Genomic DNA, 14,059 nt, shown 5'->3' with positions numbered 1-14,059 from the left:
ACACCCCATTTGCTTCCGGGGGTTGGCCCTACCCCCGGGCCGCGTGCCTGCCGGATGGGATCGGCGGTCCCGGTTCGCGAGGCTGTGTGCATGACAGCGAATCGCGGACGTAGCGCCCTTCTCATCGCCCTTTCCGTCGCCACCGTCGGCGGCCTCGCCCTCGCCGGGGGCGGTGTCGCTCCCGCCTCCGCCGCCGGGCTCGACTGGGGGGTGTGCGATCCCGCCGTGAAGCCGCTGCCCGGGCAGCAGTGCGCCAAGCTCTCCGTACCCCTCGATTACGCCGATCCCGACGGCGAGCAGATTCAGCTCGCCGTCTCCCGGATCGTCAGCACGCGGCCCGACGTCCGGCGCGGGACGCTCATGGTGATCCCCGGCGGGCCCGGTAGTTCCGGGGTGCAGCGGCTCGCGCAGAAGGGGGCCGCTCTCGCCGGCGAGATGGGCGGGGCCTATGACCTCGTCGCCTTCGATCCCCGGGGGGTCGGTGGGTCCGCCAAGGCCAGGTGCGGGCTTGCCGAGGCCGATCGGTGGATGGTGACGCTGCGGTCCTGGCCCGGTGCCGACGGGTCGATCGACGACAACGTGGCCCGGTCGAAGCGGACGGCCGAGGCCTGTGCCCGTACGGGGGGTGCCATGCTGCGCGGGCTGACCACCGCCAATCAGGTGCGGGATCTGGAGCGGCTGCGGCAGGCGCTCGGGGAGCGGAAGCTGTCGGCCTGGGCCGTGTCGTACGGCACCTATGTCGCCGCCTCGTACGCCGAGAAGTTTCCCGGGCGGACCGATCGCTGGGTTCTCGACAGCAGCAACGACCCCGACCCGAAGCGGGTCGCCCGGGGGTGGTTGGAGGGGACGTCGCGGGGTGTCGAGGACCGCTTCCCCGACTTCGCCGCGTGGGCTTCCCACCCGGACAGGGGGGAGGGGCGCCTTGCCCAGCGCCCCGAGGACGTGCGGCCCCTCGTGCTCGATCTTGCCGCTCGCCTCGACCGGGAGCCTCGCCCCACCGGCACCACCGGCGTGGCTCTCACCGGGACCATGCTGCTTCAGGCTCTTCAGCAGGCGCTCTACTCCGACGACTTCTTCCCCGCCTTCGGTCAGCTCGTCACCGAGGCGCTCGACCCCGACGGTTCGCCCGTGCTGCCGCGTGAGCTCGCCGGCGCCCTGCCCGACGAGGCCGCCGCCATCACCGTCGGCGTGATCTGCAACGACGTCGACTGGCCGCGGGAGTCCGTACGCGGCTACCGGAAGGCCGTCGCCGCGGACCGTGCCGCGCACCCGCTGACCGGCGGCCTGTCCGTGAACGTCACTCCCTGCGCGTACTGGAAGGGCGGGGCCGTCGAGAAGCCCGTGCGCATCACCGACCGGGGGCCGTCCAACATCCTGATGATCCAGAACCTGCGGGATCCCTCCACCCCGTACTCCAAGGGGATGGGCATGCGGCGCGCCCTCGGCGACCGCGCGCGGCTCGTCTCCGTCGACCACGGCGGGCACGGGGTCTATCTCGGGAACGGGAACGCTTGTGGGGATCTGGCCGTGACCCGGTTCCTCAAGGAGGGTGTGCGCCCGGCCGAGGACGTTCTGTGCCGGTAGGCCCGGACGCGCGAGGGCCCGGCCGGATGTCTTCCGACCGGGCCCTCGCGTACGGGTGTGCTCAGACCTTCGCCGGCTCCGGCTCCGGCTCCGGGAGTGCCGTCGCGACCACTGTCTCCGGCTGCTCCGTGTCCACGTCGAACTCCTCCAGGAGTTCCTTGCTGAAGCCCCAGAAGTACGTCGCCACGAATCCGGCCAGGTAGCCGACGATCAGGCCGCCCGCGTAGACGGCGATCGTCTCGCCGAGCCCCTTGTTGCCGTCGAGGAGGGGGAACAGTGCCCAGCCGGACGGGCCGATCGCGGTCGAGCCGACCGTGTCGCCCAGCATGCTGAACAGTCCGATGAAGCCGCCGCCGAACGCTCCGCCGACGCAGGCCGTGATGAACGGGCGGCCCAGAGGGAGCGAGACGCCGTAGATCAGGGGCTCGCCGACGCCCAGGAAACCGGCCGGGAGGGCCGACTTGATGGTGCGGCGGATCGAGCCGTTGCGCGGGAGCTTCAGGTAGACGGCCATGGCCGCGCCGACCTGGCCCGCGCCCGCCATCGCGAGGATGGGGAGGAGGGCCGTGTAGCCCTGCTGCTCGATGAGCGTGGTGTGGATGGGGATGAGTGCCTGGTGGAGGCCGAGCATGACGAGCGGGAGGAAGAGGCCGCCGAGGACGAAGCCCGCTCCGGCGCCCGCGTTCGCGAGGAGCCAGTCGGCGAAGTCGCCGATGGCGGTGGAGATCTCACCGGCCACGAACATCAGGCCGAAGATCGTGACGAGGCCCGAGATCAGGACCGTGAGGGTCGGGGTGACCAGGACGTCCAGCGCTTCCGGCACCCAACGGCGGCACCACTTCTCGACGTACACCGCGAGGATCGCCGCGCCGAGCGCGCCGAGCACACCGCCCTGGCCCGGGGAGAGCGTCTGGCCGAAGGCGTCGATCTTGGCGACGCCGGGGAAGACGATGATCGCCGCCACCGCGCCGCCGAGGATCGCCGTACCGCCGAACTCCTTCGCCGTGTTGTAGCCGACGAAGACCGCGATGAGCGCCATGAAGCCGCTCGCCATCGCCGCGAGGGCGGGGGTGACGCCGGGCAGCCAGCCGAGGTTGATCAGCAGTCCGTTGAGGCCGGCGATGATGCCGCAGCCGATGAGCGCGGGGATCAGCGGGACGAAGATGTTCGCGATCCGGCGGAGGAAGAGCTTGAACGGGGTGGAGTTCTTCGCCTTCTGTGCCGCTTTGAGGGCCGCGCCCTGCGCCGCCAGGTCGTCGGCGGTGTGCGATGCCGCCGGAGGGGCCGCTGCCACCAGGGCCTCGATCTCCGGGGTCACGCGGGCGACGGTGCCCGGACCGAGGACGATCTGGTACGTGTCGTCCTCCACCACACCCATCACGGCGGGCAGGGCCTTCAGGGCCTCGTCCTGGACGAGCGAGCGGTCGTGCAGTCCCAGCCGGAGGCGGGTCATGCAGTGGGCCACGGAGCTGATGTTCTCGGCGCCGCCGACGAGGGGGAGGATCGCGGCGGCGGTGGCGCGGTTCTTGTCGTCTGTGCTCATGGTGCGGTGGTGCCTTGCTGTGAGGGGAGGGGGCTCAGCCGGTCTTCGCGTGCAGCGCCGCACGCAGGTGACCCCGGGAGGCGGTCAGCCGCTCGGCGGCCGTGGGGGCGTCGATGTCGGCGAGGATCATGAGGATGGCGTTCTTCACCTCTCCGTCGGCGGCGGCGAGGGCGGTCTCGATCTGCTCGTCAGGGGCGCCGGTGGCCAGGGCGACGATCCGCCGCGAGCGGGCCTGGAGCTTCTCGTTGGAGGCGCGGACGTCGACCATCAGGTTTCCGTACGTCTTGCCGAGCCGGATCATCGTGATCGTCGAGATCATGTTGAGGACGAGCTTCTGGGCGGTGCCCGCCTTGAGCCGGGTCGAGCCGGTGAGCAGCTCCGGGCCGGGGACGACCTCGATGCCGTGTTCGGCGGCGGCGGCGAGCGCGCTGTCCTCGTTGCAGGAGAGGCCGATGGTGAGCGCGCCGCACGCGCGGGCGTGTTCGACGGCGCCGATGGCGTACGGGGTGCGGCCGGAGGCGGAGATGCCGACGACGGTGTCGTTCGCGGTGACGCCGAGTGCGGTGAGGTCCTCGGCGGCGAGTTCCTTGGAGTCCTCGGCGCCTTCGACGGCCTTGACCATGGCGGACGGTCCGCCCGCGATGAGGCCGACGACCTGGGTCGGGTCGGTGTTGAAGGTGGGCGGGCACTCGCTGGCGTCGAGGACGCCGAGGCGGCCCGCGGTGCCGGCGCCCATGTAGATGAGGCGTCCGCCCCGGGCCATGCGCTCGGCGGTGGCGTCGATCGCGGCGGCGATGGCGGGGAGCTGCCGGGCGACGGCGGCGGGGACGGTGGCGTCCTCGCCGTTCATGAGCGCGGCGATCTCGGCGGTGGGGAGCTGGTCGATCTCGGCCAGTTCCGGACGGAACGCTTCGGTGGTGAGGGTGGCCAGCTGGGCGCGGAGTTCGGAGTACGTAGCAGACACGAGCGGCTCTTTCGGTGCTGTGGTCGTCAGCGGGTGCGGTGGTCGTCGGCGCGTGTGGTGGTCGCCGGGTGGTGCGGGTGGTTCAGCGGGTGCGGGGTGAGTGGCGGTGGGCGAGGGCTTCGTACGAGGCGGCGAGGGCAGGGGCCGCCGTCTCGTACGTACGCTGCGTGACGCAGGTGAACAGGCAGTCCACGACCAGGAGTTGGCTGGTGCGGGACGACATGGCCGCGGGGCGCAGTTCGCTCTCGCGGGCCGTGGAGGTGGTGAGGATGTGGTCGGCGTACTGCGTGACCGGTCCGTCCGGGCGGCCGGTGATCGCGACCGTGGTCGCCCCGTGGTCGAAGGCCACCCGGAGCGGTTCTATGACGTCGCCGGTGGAGCCGGAGTGGGTGATGGCGATGGCGACGTCGCCGGAGCGGAGCTGTACGGCGTTGGTGACGGCGAGGTGCGGGTCGCTGTGGGCGTGCGCGATGAGGCCGATGCGGAGGAGTTTCTGGCCGAGGTCCTGGGCGACGAGGCCGGAGGCGCCGATGCCGTAGATGTCGATGCGGCGGGCGCCGGCGAGGGCGGCGACGGCGGCGCCGAGCTGGACGGTGTCGAGTGCGGCGGCGGTGTCGGCGAGGGTCTGCTGCTCGTCGTAGGCGAGCTTGGCGACGACGTCGGCGATCGGGTCGTCGACGGCGATGTCGGCGGTGACGGCGGGTGCGCGGCCGGACTGCTGCTGGGCGGCGAGGCCGGCGAGGGCGAGTCGTAGGTCGCGGTAGCCGGGGTAGCCGAGGAGGCGGGCGGTGCGGACGACGGTCGCCTCGCTGGTGCCGGTGAGCTCGGCGAGGCCGGTGACCGTGAGCGCGGCGCAGCCGGCCGGGTCGCCGGCGACGGCTTCGGCGACCCGCTGCATGGAGCGGGTCATGGACGGCGCGAGGGTGCGGACCTTGGCCGCGAGGGCGGCGGGGGCGGGGGGCGCGTCGCCGGTGAAACTTTCCTTCACTTCATTGGTCACATCTGAAAGATACTTTCGGCGGGGTGGGTGGACAAGACCCCATCGGTCCCGGATCCGGGTGGGACCTTCGCCCTTTTTCGCGTGCGGGGCGCGCCCCGGGTGACAATGAGTGGATGGACGACATAGACCCCGTGGAGCAGGCGCTGCACGCCGCCCGCGCGCTGGTACTGGCCGACCTGGTGGCCCGCAAGGTCGCGGCCGCCGAGGTCGTGTCGATGGTGGAGGACGCGGTGACCCACCGGCGCTGGTGGGTCGAGCAGTGGCCCGAGGGGCTGACGTACGTCGCCGGTCTCGTCGCCCAGGACGTCCAGGACGCCCTGCTCGAACGGTACGGCCGCTGGCCGCTCTGCCCGGTCTGCTCGACGGGCGACCCGCACGCCCTGGACGTGGAGCCCGAGCTGGGGCCGGACCCGCACTGGGTCTGCGGCAAGCAGGGGGTCGTGGTCGCGCCGGTGGGTGGGCTGACGTGAACGGCGACGCCGCATGACCCTGTACATCGATCCGCCGACGTGGCCGGGGCACGGCCGTATGTGGTCGCACCTGGTCAGCGACGTCTCCTTCGAGGAGCTGCACACCTTCGCCGCCTCGATCGGCGCCCCGCCGCGCGCCTTCGAGCGGGACCACTACGACATCCCCTCCGACCGGTACGCGGACGCCGTGACGGGTGGTGCGGTCGAGGTCGGCTCCAAGGAGCTGCTCCGGCGCCTCACGGAGGCGGGACTGCGGCGGCCGAAGGGCCGGCCGGCTTCCTGAACCGCCCGCTGCGCCGGGTCCTCAGGGCAGCCGGGTGACGCCGATCTGGATGTGGAAGTGGTCCTGGTGGGCGGCGCGGAGGTTGGCGTTGTCGCTGCCGGGGGCGGCGTCGGCGGCGTAGTCCGGGTAGATCACGAACCCGGTGCCGCCGAGTTCGGGCATGGGCCACTTGTTGCCGGCGCCGATCGTCGTCGCCTCGCACTCGAACGTGGCGAACCGGAAGGCGGTCGTGAAGAGGCCGAACCCGAGCGGGTCCACGGCGGGGTCGATGCGGACCCTGACGCCGGCCGGGCGCGGCAGGTTGCCCCAGTCCTTCTTCACCGACCGGGTGAACGCGGACCCGTTCAACTCCCCGGTGATGCCCGAGAGATCGAGCGCGCGGCCCTGGTTGTGACAGTCCTTCAGGTTCGGTCCGCCGTGGCCGATGCCCAGGTGGAGGAGTTCGGCGACGTCCGGCGCCGAGGAGTTGATCCAGCGGGTGAGGCGGTACAGCGCGATCAGCATGCGCTGGTCGAGGTTGTCGATGACCGCGGACGTCGGCGCGATCTGGTTCGTGTAGCGGACTCCGCCGAACGTCGGCGGGCTCACCACGACCCGCTGGTCGGGCGTCGGTGACACGATCCCGGCCGGTCCGTCGACGAACGCCGGGCTCTTCAGGGTCAGTTTGCCGCGCCGGATCAGGTCGGCCATGAGCTTGTTCGCCTGGGCCGGAGTCAGCATGCGGGCCGGGGCCACGGCCCCGGACGGGGTGGGCGCGAGACGGAAGGAGGCGTCCAATGGACCGCTCGCGTCCACCCGGTCGGCATCCACGTCGAAGCGCTGGAACTCCTCGCCGCGGAAGAAGTAGGCGAACCGGCCGCCCGGGTAGGTGGCGGCGTCCACGCCGCCGGGGAAGAGCCCCGTCCAGTTGCCCGCGATGGGGCGGGGGTAGTCGGGGTCGACGCGGTCCGCGGTCATGTCGTACCGGGCGTAGGAGTCGCCCTTGAAGAGGTACACCTTGCCGTTTCCCCAGTTCACGGCCGCGTCGATGCCGGTACGCCAGTCGGGTCCGCCGCCGGCTCCGGTGGGCAGTCCCGGCCAGCCCTCCTCAAGGGTGAAGTGGGGTGGCAGGTACTCGGCCTCGACGGTGTCCGCGCTGTTGTCGGTCGGGTTGTCGTAGCGGACGTAGGTGTTCCCGAGGAAGGCGTACCCCTTGCCCGCACCCCACCAGACGAAGGCGTCGGGGGAGCGGGGGAGGCCGGGCCAGTTGGAGAGGGGCAGTCCGGAGTCCTCGCGGACACCGGTGACCGAGTCGTACCGGTCGTAGGTGTCGTCGGCGTGGAAGAGGTACGTCTTGTCGTTCGGCCAGGAGACGGCCGACCTCACTGTGACCATGGGACTCTCGGCTCCTTCCTGCGGGGACGGGCCGCCGGGCGGGTGGCCCGTCCCCTTCCCTTTCCCTCATCCCTCACAGGACGCCGGACCACCGGCAGCCCGCCGGGGCGCTCTGCCAACCGCGGCCGTAGCTGTGCACGAGCGCCGCAGGACCCCCGGGCAGACTTCCGAAGTTGCCCCGCGGCTGGGTGTGTATCCGCTGCTCCTTCCCGTCGACGTCCACGAAAACGGTCACGAAGCGATACGGCGGGTAGTGCTCCCGCCGGTCCACCGCCTGCGCCAGCTTCGGCAGATCGAGTCGCATGATGCTTCCTCGGATCGGGTGGGACCGATGTCGGGTGCATGCCCCGGCACCGGTCCCGCAGGTGACTCAGGATTCAGAACGGCAGGACGTCGCCGAGGAGGCTGCCCAGGAACCCGCTGGCCGCCGCGCCGCCGGAGGCGTCGCTGCTCTCGGCGTACTTGTCGCGCTGGACGGGTGCGGACTGCTGGGGGAGCTGGAGCCGGAGCTGCCCGGCGGCGGACCGACGGGGAGTGTCGCTGCCGGTCTCGGGGGTGGCGTGGGTCTCGTCGAACATGACGGTTCCTTTCTCTTGATGCCCGGTCAGGGGTCGGCTGTCAGGCGTTCACGTCGGAGTTCGCGTCTCACATCCGGCCGGCCGGGCCGGTCGTGGTGGCGTAGCGGGACATGACTGCCCCGGTGCCGGTACAGGGGTCAGAAGAATTCCTTGATCTGGGCCACGATGCCCGGCGACAGGATGGCGCTGGCCGCCGCGCCGCCGGAGGCGTCGCTGCTCTCGGCGTACTTGTCGCGCTGGACGGGTGCGGACTGCTGGGGGAGCTGGAGCCGGAGCTGCCCGGCGGGGGACCGGCGGGGTGTATCGCCTCCGGTCTCGGGGGTGGCGCGGGTCTCGTCGAACATGCTGCTCTCCTCTGCCTGCGGCCCCTGCTGCGGGGCAAGGGGGCGTCAGAACGGGATGATGTCGCCGAGCAGGCTGCCGAAGATGCCGCTGGCCGCCGCGCCGCCGGAGGCGTCGCTGCTCTCGGCGTACTTGTCGCGCTGGACGGGTGCGGACTGCTGGGGGAGCTGGAGCCGGAGCTGCCCGGCGGCGGACCGACGGGGAGTGTCGCTGCCGGTCTCAGGGGTGGCGTGGGTCTCGTCGAACATGACGGTTCCTTTCCTCGAAGGCTCCGGTCAGCCGGCTATGCCGTACTGGGCGTAGCACATCTGCCTGGCCGGGCCGGTCTTGGTGGCGCAGGAGGACATGGCGGCCACGGCGCCGGTACGGGCGTCGCGGGCTCCGGCGTCGGGGCCGTCGCGGTGGACGGGCCGGGCCTGGAGCGGCATGGCTCCCGGGCGGTTGCGGCGGGTGTCCATGGCGGTGTCTCCTTTCGGTGGTCGGCGGGAGTCTCAGAACGAGCCGAGGAACGTGTGGACCGGGGCGAGGGTGACCGGCAGTTCGTCGCTCACGTCGATGGTGAACAGGTACGAGAGCCGGGACCTGCGTTCGTCCTCGGGGTCGTAGAAGGTCACGGTCACGTCCTGGCAGTCCGAACCGACCCTGCAGTACGGGCTCTTGGTGACGGTGATCGTGTCGAGCGCGTACAGGTTCTTGGAGGATCCCGGCACCTTGCTCGCGGACAGCAGGCCTTCCGCGATCTTGTCGCCGAACAGGAAGGCGTTGGTGCCCATGTAGTTGAGCGCGCGGTCGGCGGAGGTCTGGCCGAGGTTGCGGAACTGGTAGTAGATCTTGTCGAGGAGGGAGCGGATCGTCAGCTTCAGGTCGTCCTCGTCGCGGACCTGGACCTTGCCCTGCTTCTTGTCGGCGGACGTCGGCGGAGGGACGTCGGCGTCCTTCTTGACCTGGTCGAAGACGAGGTCGACGAGGGCTGCCTCGTTCCACGTGTACAGACCGCGGCTCTTCACCTCGACGACCGGCACGATCTGACCGGAGTAGAGGCGAGTGGTGCGGTTGGTGAGGACGCCGGGTACGGAGACGCGGGAGATGTATCCGTCGCGTTCGACCGGGTCGTCCGGGTTGAGGGCCTGGCCCGCGATGGCATCACGGAACACCCGGTAGACCGTCGAGACCGGCGGATTGGCGAAGAGGCGGAACAGGTCGGCGTCGGTCTTGCCCTGCTCGGTGGCGATCCGGTCCGGTGCCTTGCGGGCGCGCTTCGCCTCGACCGGAGGAACCAGCGGCTCGCTCCAGTCCATGCCCACGGACGGTTCGGCCTCCAAGGCGTACACGGTGGCGCCGTCCATGGTGAGGGTCCAGGTGACCTTGTCGGAGACCCAGGGGGAGGTCGCGAGGTAGTCGCGGAGCTGGCGGGGACTGTAGGGGTCCGGCGACTGTTCGACCGCCTTGCCGTCGACCTGCACCTCTACGTACGGCATCGACTGCCGGAAGCTGTCCCGGCGTGCCTCGGTCGGGTAGTCGAAGCCGATCGTGCCGATGGCGTAGATCAACTGATGGGGGGAGCCGCTTCCGGTGCCGCCGCAGCTGCAGGCGGCCGGGTCGCCGCCGCAGCCGCACGAGGGGCGCACACCGGCGCTTGTCGAGGCGTAGGGGGCGTGAACAGGGGGCGCAGTTGCAGGCGGTGAGGAGACCGGGGCGGCCTGGACCGGGGCGGCTTGGACCGGAGCAGCCTGGACCGGAGCTTGGGCGGCCGGAGCCGGTGCCTGGGCCGGCGGCGGTGCCTGGACCGGGGCGGCGACCGGGGGCGGTGTCGGCGGGGCGGGCGGCAACGGGGGCAGCGCGCCGCCGTCGGCGGAGATGCCCGCCGGTACGGGCGGGGCCGCTGGTGCGGGGGCCGTGGGCTGCGTGGGTGCGGGGGCCGCCGGTGTCCCGTACGGCGCGGGAGTCTCGTACGCGGCCGGGGTGACCTGCGGCGCCGGGGCGTCGGACGGCGTGGGGGCGGCTGCGGGAGTGGTCACGGCTGTCTCCTCTTTCCTGGTGGTGAGGGCGAGGGCCTGGACGGCGTCCAGGCTGCCGCCGAGGCGGCGGCGGCAGGACGGGGCGTCCGGGTCGGCACAGTCGGGGGCTGTGGCGGTCGCGAGCAGTACCTGCCCCGCGGCCTTCGGGTCGGCCGCTCCGCCGTCGGCCAGCTGGGCCGCGACGAGGAGCGCCGCGGTGCCGGCCACGAGCGGGGTGGCGAAGCTGCTGCCGGTGAGGGTGGCGAGCCCGCCGCCGGGTGCGGCGCCTTCGATGTCCTGCCCGGGGGCGAGGACGCCGTGGGCGCGGTAGTCGGCACCCCAGTTGCTGATGTCGAGCGGGGAGCCGTCGGCCGCGGCGGCGCCGACGGCCAGGACGGAGGGGACGGCGGCCGGGACCTGGAGGGCGTCGGCGCCGTCGTTGCCCACGGCGGAGACGACCAGGACTCCCCGGTCGTCGCAGAGCTTCAGGGCCCGTGCGAGGAGGGCGTCGGCCTGGTTGGCGTCGGTCCGTTCGCCGCCGCTGATGTTGATGACGTGCGCGCCTTCCTCGACGGCGCGCTCGATGGCGCGGGCCAGGTCCACCTGGGGCACCCGGCCGTCGCCGCCGTCGCGGAAGACGGGAAGGATCAGGCCGCGGGAGCGCGGCGCGAGTCCGGTGACGGGGCTGCCGGGCATGCCGAACAGCAGGCTGGCGACGTGGGTGCCGTGCAGGGACATGGGGCCGGAGCTCGCGGGCTCCTGCACCAGTGTGTCCAGGCGCGTAAGATCCGCGCCGGCGAAGCAGGGGTGGGAGAGGTCGACGGGGCCGTCGAGCACGGCCACGCACACCCGCGGGTCGCCGAACGGCTCGTCCGGCCGAGAGCGGAGTTCTCCCAGGACTGCCCGAGGCTTCATCTCGGACCTGCTTTCCGTGCCCGTGGGCACCGCGTGCGGAAAGGCTTGTCGGTCCGACCTTCGGGTGCCGTTGTCGGTGCTTCGTCACCCGGAATGTGCAAGCGGCGTCGCCGGAGCGTTTCCGGTCCGTTGCCGGGGTGTCCTCCGGGCCGTTTGGCCGCCGGTCAGGCCAGGGGCGCGGCGGGCCCCGCGACGTTCCGATCTGCCGCGGGGACGGTCGGGGCGGTGCGGTGGACGCCTGCGCGGCGGGCCGGTGCGGGCGGATGCGCGGATGCGTGATCCACCGGCCGGTTGCACAGTGAGGGATGTGTCATCGAACGGCGTATACCTCGAACTGCTCGGTGCTTTCGAGCTCTCATACGCCGGATGCCGTATCCCTCTCCCTTCAGGGGCGCAGCGCCTGTTGGCGCTTCTCGCCGTGCACTCGGCCGGCGGTGTGCACCGGGGTGCGGCAGCCGAGCGACTCTGGCCCGACTGCACTCCCAGCAGAGCTTCAGCGAACCTCAGGACCGCGCTGTGCCACGGCCGGCGGGCGGGTCCCGTGATCGCGGTGGAGTGTGTGGACCACCGGCTGCGGCTGGCCCCGGTGGTCCAGGTCGACCTGCACACCGTGCGGGGCCTGGCGCAGGGCGCCGTGGCGGACGCCCCGCCGCCCGCCGACCCGGAGTCGCTGGTGGCGAAGCTCGGTGAGGAGCTGCTGCCCTCCTGGTCGGACGAGTGGCTGGTCCTGGAGCGGGAGCGCTGGGACCAGGTGCGGTTGCACGCTCTGGAGAGCCTGGCGCAGCGGCTGCGGCGGGACGGCGAGTATCTGGCGGCGGTCCAGACGGCGCTGACCGCCACGGAGATCGACCCGATCCGTGAGACGGCGCACCGCATCCTCATAGAGATCCACATCGCCGAGGGCAACACGGCGTGCGCGGTGAAGCGCTACAAGGAGTATCAGCGGCTGCTGCGGCGGGAGTTGGAGGTCGAGCCGTCGCCGTTGATGACGCGCCTCGTGCAGGATCTGACGTCGGCCTAGGCGGAGTTCGCGACGTGGGCGGCGATCGTCCGCGCGCATTCCAGTGACTCGGTGTGGGTGGTGTCGACCTCCACGTCGTAGACGACGCCCCGGTGCACGCTGTCCGCCTGCTTCGCGGCCATTCCGGCGACCCGGTCGCCGCGTGCGACCTCGCGGCCCTCGGCGACGGCGCCGTCGCAGCGGACGCCGACCCAGAGCACGTCGAGGTCGCCGGTGAGGTTCCGCCAGCGTTCCTGGGCGGCGGCTCCGCTCAGGAAGACGTCGTCGATGACGACGCGGGCGCCGGCGCGGGCCATGGTGACGACGCCCTGGGCCCAGGCGCCTTCCAGGGCCCGGAAGTCGGCCCCGACGTTCACCCCGCCGTCGGCGTCGAACTCGATGCCGTCGTCGGAGCTCTGCATCTTCAGCGGCATCGCGTCGATGAGCGAGTCGACTCCGAACGCCAGCCACGGGTCGGGCAGTACGGCCTGGAGGCACCGTACGATCCCGGACTTCCCCGCGCTGGAGCCGCCGTTGAGGATGATCATCTGTGTCGTCACCGCGCCACAGTACGGCGGTGACGGCGCCGTACGAAGCGGATTTCGGCCGGCGCGGAGGAGCACGGTCTCCTGTGGGGGCGTCAGCGGGACGACACGGCCTTCTCGGCCTGCGGGACGCCGGACGTCACCACGCGGGACGGGGACTTGTGGAGCCTCAGGGCCACCGCCGCCGTCGCGAGGCCCAGTGCGGTCATCGCCGCGCCCGCCCAGGCGGTCGAGGCGAAGCCGAGGCCGGCGTCGATGACCGTGCCGCCGAGCCAGGGGCCGCCCGTGTTGCCGAGGTTGAACGCGGCGGTGGTGGTGGCGCCCGCCAGAGTGGGGGCGGCTCCGGTGACGTTGAACAGGCGGGCGTTGAGCGCCGGGGCCGTGTAGAAGGCGGAGACGCCCAGGAGGAAGGTCAGCGCGATGGTGGCGACCGGGCTGGAGGCGAAGAGGGCCAGGGCGACCAGGAAGACGGTGGAGGCGGCGATGCCGGTGAGCAGGACGCCGAAGAGGTGGGCGTCGGCGACCCGGCCGCCGATCGCCGTACCGATGACGGCGCCGATGCCGAAGAGCCCGAGGACGCCGGAGACCCAGCTCTCGTCGAGGCCGGACACACGGGTGAGCAGGGGGGCGAGGTAGGAGAAGGCGCAGAAGACGCCGCCCGCCGCGAGGGCGGTGACGATGACGGCGAGGAGGACCTGGCGGTCGCGGTAGATGGAAAGCTCGCGCTTGAGGCGGGGCTTGGTCTCGGGGAGCGGGATGCGGGGGATGCGGGTGACCACGCCGACGAGTGCGATCGCGGAGGCGAGGCCGACGGCCCAGAACGCGGAGCGCCAGCCCAGGTGCTCGCCGAGGAACGCGCCGGCCGGGACGCCGAGGACGTTGGCGATGGACAGTCCGCCGATCATGACCGCCATGGCCCGGGCGCGGGAGCCGACGGGGACCATGGCGATGGCGACGGCCGCGCCGACCGCCCAGAAGCCGGCGCAGGCGAGGGCGCTGACGATGCGGGAGGCGAAGAGGACGGCGTAGTCGGGGGCGAGTGCGCCGGCTATCTGACCGAGGCCGAAGACGGTGATCAGGGCGATGAGGGTGGTCTTGCGGGGGAGCCGGAGGGTGGCCACCGCGAGGAGTGGTGCGCCGACGACCATGCCGATCGCGAAGGCCGAGATGAGCAGGCCCGCGCGGGGGATGGAGACGTTCATGTCCTCCGCGATGGGCGGGAGGAGCCCGGAGAGCATGAATTCGCTCGTGCCGAGCGCGAAGACGGACAGGCCGAGGATGTAGACGGCCAGCGGCATGCGGGTGCCGGGGGCGGGTGATCCCGAGGCCTCTGCGGAGGGCTCGGCGGCGGGTGTCGTGGGCTCGGCGGAGGAAGGCGGCATGACATGCGTCAACCTGGCCTTTGTTCCTGTCATTCCCGGATCGCGGGGGATCTCGGCATGCGGGACAGTGCTGGTCCGGGCC

General features: G+C 72.0%; 16 protein-coding genes. 4 read left to right on the top strand and 12 right to left on the bottom strand.

Annotated elements, in window-relative coordinates:
- Positions 1-90: 90 nt before the first annotated feature.
- The gene (locus OG259_RS18985; protein ID WP_328943355.1) at positions 91-1,584 is read left to right on the top strand and encodes an alpha/beta hydrolase; all 1,494 of its coding nucleotides are present in this window, start codon (positions 91-93) and stop codon (positions 1,582-1,584) included.
- Between the two features lie 61 nt (positions 1,585-1,645).
- On the opposite strand, the gene OG259_RS18980 is transcribed toward OG259_RS18985, so the two are convergent.
- The 3 genes from OG259_RS18980 to OG259_RS18970 form a co-directional block, all read right to left on the bottom strand.
- Positions 1,646-3,127 (bottom strand): PTS transporter subunit EIIC, encoded by a 1,482-nt coding sequence (locus tag OG259_RS18980; protein WP_328943354.1) that lies wholly within the window; start codon positions 3,125-3,127, stop codon positions 1,646-1,648.
- A gap of 34 nt (positions 3,128-3,161) precedes the next feature.
- Positions 3,162-4,091, bottom strand: coding sequence for an N-acetylmuramic acid 6-phosphate etherase (gene murQ / locus OG259_RS18975; RefSeq protein WP_328943353.1), 930 nt, complete (start codon positions 4,089-4,091; stop codon positions 3,162-3,164).
- An 82-nt stretch (positions 4,092-4,173) separates the two neighbouring features.
- Entirely contained in the window at positions 4,174-5,091 is a 918-nt protein-coding gene (locus OG259_RS18970; RefSeq protein ID WP_266894811.1) for a MurR/RpiR family transcriptional regulator, read from the bottom strand.
- 113 nt (positions 5,092-5,204) lie between these two features.
- On the opposite strand from OG259_RS18970, the gene OG259_RS18965 reads away from it, so the two are divergent.
- Entirely contained in the window at positions 5,205-5,561 is a 357-nt protein-coding gene (locus tag OG259_RS18965; RefSeq protein WP_328943352.1) for a hypothetical protein, read from the top strand.
- 13 nt (positions 5,562-5,574) lie between these two features.
- Entirely contained in the window at positions 5,575-5,844 is a 270-nt protein-coding gene (locus OG259_RS18960) for a DUF4031 domain-containing protein (RefSeq protein ID WP_328943351.1), read from the top strand.
- Between the two features lie 21 nt (positions 5,845-5,865).
- On the opposite strand, the gene OG259_RS18955 is transcribed toward OG259_RS18960, so the two are convergent.
- The 7 genes from OG259_RS18955 to OG259_RS18925 all read right to left on the bottom strand — a co-directional run bounded on the left by OG259_RS18955 (position 5,866) and on the right by OG259_RS18925 (position 11,050).
- Positions 5,866-7,218 carry a hemopexin repeat-containing protein gene (locus tag OG259_RS18955; RefSeq protein WP_328943350.1) on the bottom strand — a complete coding sequence of 451 codons (1,353 nt, stop codon included), beginning with the start codon at positions 7,216-7,218 and terminating at the stop codon, positions 5,866-5,868.
- A gap of 73 nt (positions 7,219-7,291) precedes the next feature.
- The gene (locus OG259_RS18950; protein WP_328943349.1) at positions 7,292-7,522 is read right to left on the bottom strand and encodes a hypothetical protein; all 231 of its coding nucleotides are present in this window, start codon (positions 7,520-7,522) and stop codon (positions 7,292-7,294) included.
- Positions 7,523-7,595: 73 nt separating this feature from the next.
- The gene (locus tag OG259_RS18945) at positions 7,596-7,796 is read right to left on the bottom strand and encodes a hypothetical protein (protein ID WP_328943348.1); all 201 of its coding nucleotides are present in this window, start codon (positions 7,794-7,796) and stop codon (positions 7,596-7,598) included.
- Between the two features lie 137 nt (positions 7,797-7,933).
- Complete coding sequence (locus tag OG259_RS18940) at positions 7,934-8,140, bottom strand: hypothetical protein (protein ID WP_328943347.1); 207 nt, start codon at positions 8,138-8,140, stop codon at positions 7,934-7,936.
- Between the two features lie 45 nt (positions 8,141-8,185).
- Positions 8,186-8,386, bottom strand: a complete 201-nt coding sequence (locus tag OG259_RS18935) for an anacyclamide/piricyclamide family prenylated cyclic peptide (protein ID WP_328943346.1) — start codon at positions 8,384-8,386, stop codon at positions 8,186-8,188.
- A 27-nt stretch (positions 8,387-8,413) separates the two neighbouring features.
- On the bottom strand, positions 8,414-8,596 hold the full coding sequence (locus OG259_RS18930; protein ID WP_328943345.1) for a hypothetical protein: 183 nt from the start codon (positions 8,594-8,596) through the stop codon (positions 8,414-8,416).
- Positions 8,597-8,629: 33 nt separating this feature from the next.
- The gene (locus OG259_RS18925; protein ID WP_328943344.1) at positions 8,630-11,050 is read right to left on the bottom strand and encodes a S8 family serine peptidase; all 2,421 of its coding nucleotides are present in this window, start codon (positions 11,048-11,050) and stop codon (positions 8,630-8,632) included.
- A gap of 541 nt (positions 11,051-11,591) precedes the next feature.
- On the opposite strand from OG259_RS18925, the gene OG259_RS18920 reads away from it, so the two are divergent.
- On the top strand, positions 11,592-12,071 hold the full coding sequence (locus OG259_RS18920) for an AfsR/SARP family transcriptional regulator (RefSeq protein ID WP_328943343.1): 480 nt from the start codon (positions 11,592-11,594) through the stop codon (positions 12,069-12,071).
- Here OG259_RS18920 and cpt read toward each other — a convergent pair.
- Together cpt and OG259_RS18910 are read right to left on the bottom strand one after the other, a co-directional pair.
- The gene (gene cpt / locus OG259_RS18915) at positions 12,068-12,610 is read right to left on the bottom strand and encodes a chloramphenicol phosphotransferase CPT (RefSeq protein WP_328943342.1); all 543 of its coding nucleotides are present in this window, start codon (positions 12,608-12,610) and stop codon (positions 12,068-12,070) included. The two genes, OG259_RS18920 and cpt, sit on opposite strands and share 4 nt — an antisense overlap.
- Before the next feature lie 80 nt (positions 12,611-12,690).
- Positions 12,691-13,893: a Cmx/CmrA family chloramphenicol efflux MFS transporter gene (locus OG259_RS18910; protein ID WP_328947121.1), complete on the bottom strand. Its 1,203-nt coding sequence runs from the start codon at positions 13,891-13,893 to the stop codon at positions 12,691-12,693.
- Positions 13,894-14,059: the final 166 nt, after the last annotated feature.

Source organism: Streptomyces sp. NBC_00250, from assembly GCF_036192275.1.
Taxonomy (GTDB): domain Bacteria; phylum Actinomycetota; class Actinomycetes; order Streptomycetales; family Streptomycetaceae; genus Streptomyces.
The sequence above is the reverse complement of the archived record's forward strand: the minus strand, read 5'-3'. Positions and strand labels throughout refer to the sequence as shown.

Coding starts and splice junctions, on each gene's coding strand:
- OG259_RS18985 (WP_328943355.1), top strand. CDS start 91: ATGACAGCGAATCGCGGACGTAGCGCCCTTCTCATCGCCCTTTCCGTC.
- OG259_RS18980 (WP_328943354.1), bottom strand. CDS start 3,127: ATGAGCACAGACGACAAGAACCGCGCCACCGCCGCCGCGATCCTCCCC.
- OG259_RS18965 (WP_328943352.1), top strand. CDS start 5,205: ATGGACGACATAGACCCCGTGGAGCAGGCGCTGCACGCCGCCCGCGCG.
- OG259_RS18960 (WP_328943351.1), top strand. CDS start 5,575: ATGACCCTGTACATCGATCCGCCGACGTGGCCGGGGCACGGCCGTATG.
- OG259_RS18955 (WP_328943350.1), bottom strand. CDS start 7,218: ATGGTCACAGTGAGGTCGGCCGTCTCCTGGCCGAACGACAAGACGTAC.
- OG259_RS18950 (WP_328943349.1), bottom strand. CDS start 7,522: ATGCGACTCGATCTGCCGAAGCTGGCGCAGGCGGTGGACCGGCGGGAG.
- OG259_RS18945 (WP_328943348.1), bottom strand. CDS start 7,796: ATGTTCGACGAGACCCACGCCACCCCCGAGACCGGCAGCGACACTCCC.
- OG259_RS18940 (WP_328943347.1), bottom strand. CDS start 8,140: ATGTTCGACGAGACCCGCGCCACCCCCGAGACCGGAGGCGATACACCC.
- OG259_RS18935 (WP_328943346.1), bottom strand. CDS start 8,386: ATGTTCGACGAGACCCACGCCACCCCTGAGACCGGCAGCGACACTCCC.
- OG259_RS18930 (WP_328943345.1), bottom strand. CDS start 8,596: ATGGACACCCGCCGCAACCGCCCGGGAGCCATGCCGCTCCAGGCCCGG.
- OG259_RS18925 (WP_328943344.1), bottom strand. CDS start 11,050: ATGAAGCCTCGGGCAGTCCTGGGAGAACTCCGCTCTCGGCCGGACGAG.
- OG259_RS18910 (WP_328947121.1), bottom strand. CDS start 13,893: ATGCCGCTGGCCGTCTACATCCTCGGCCTGTCCGTCTTCGCGCTCGGC.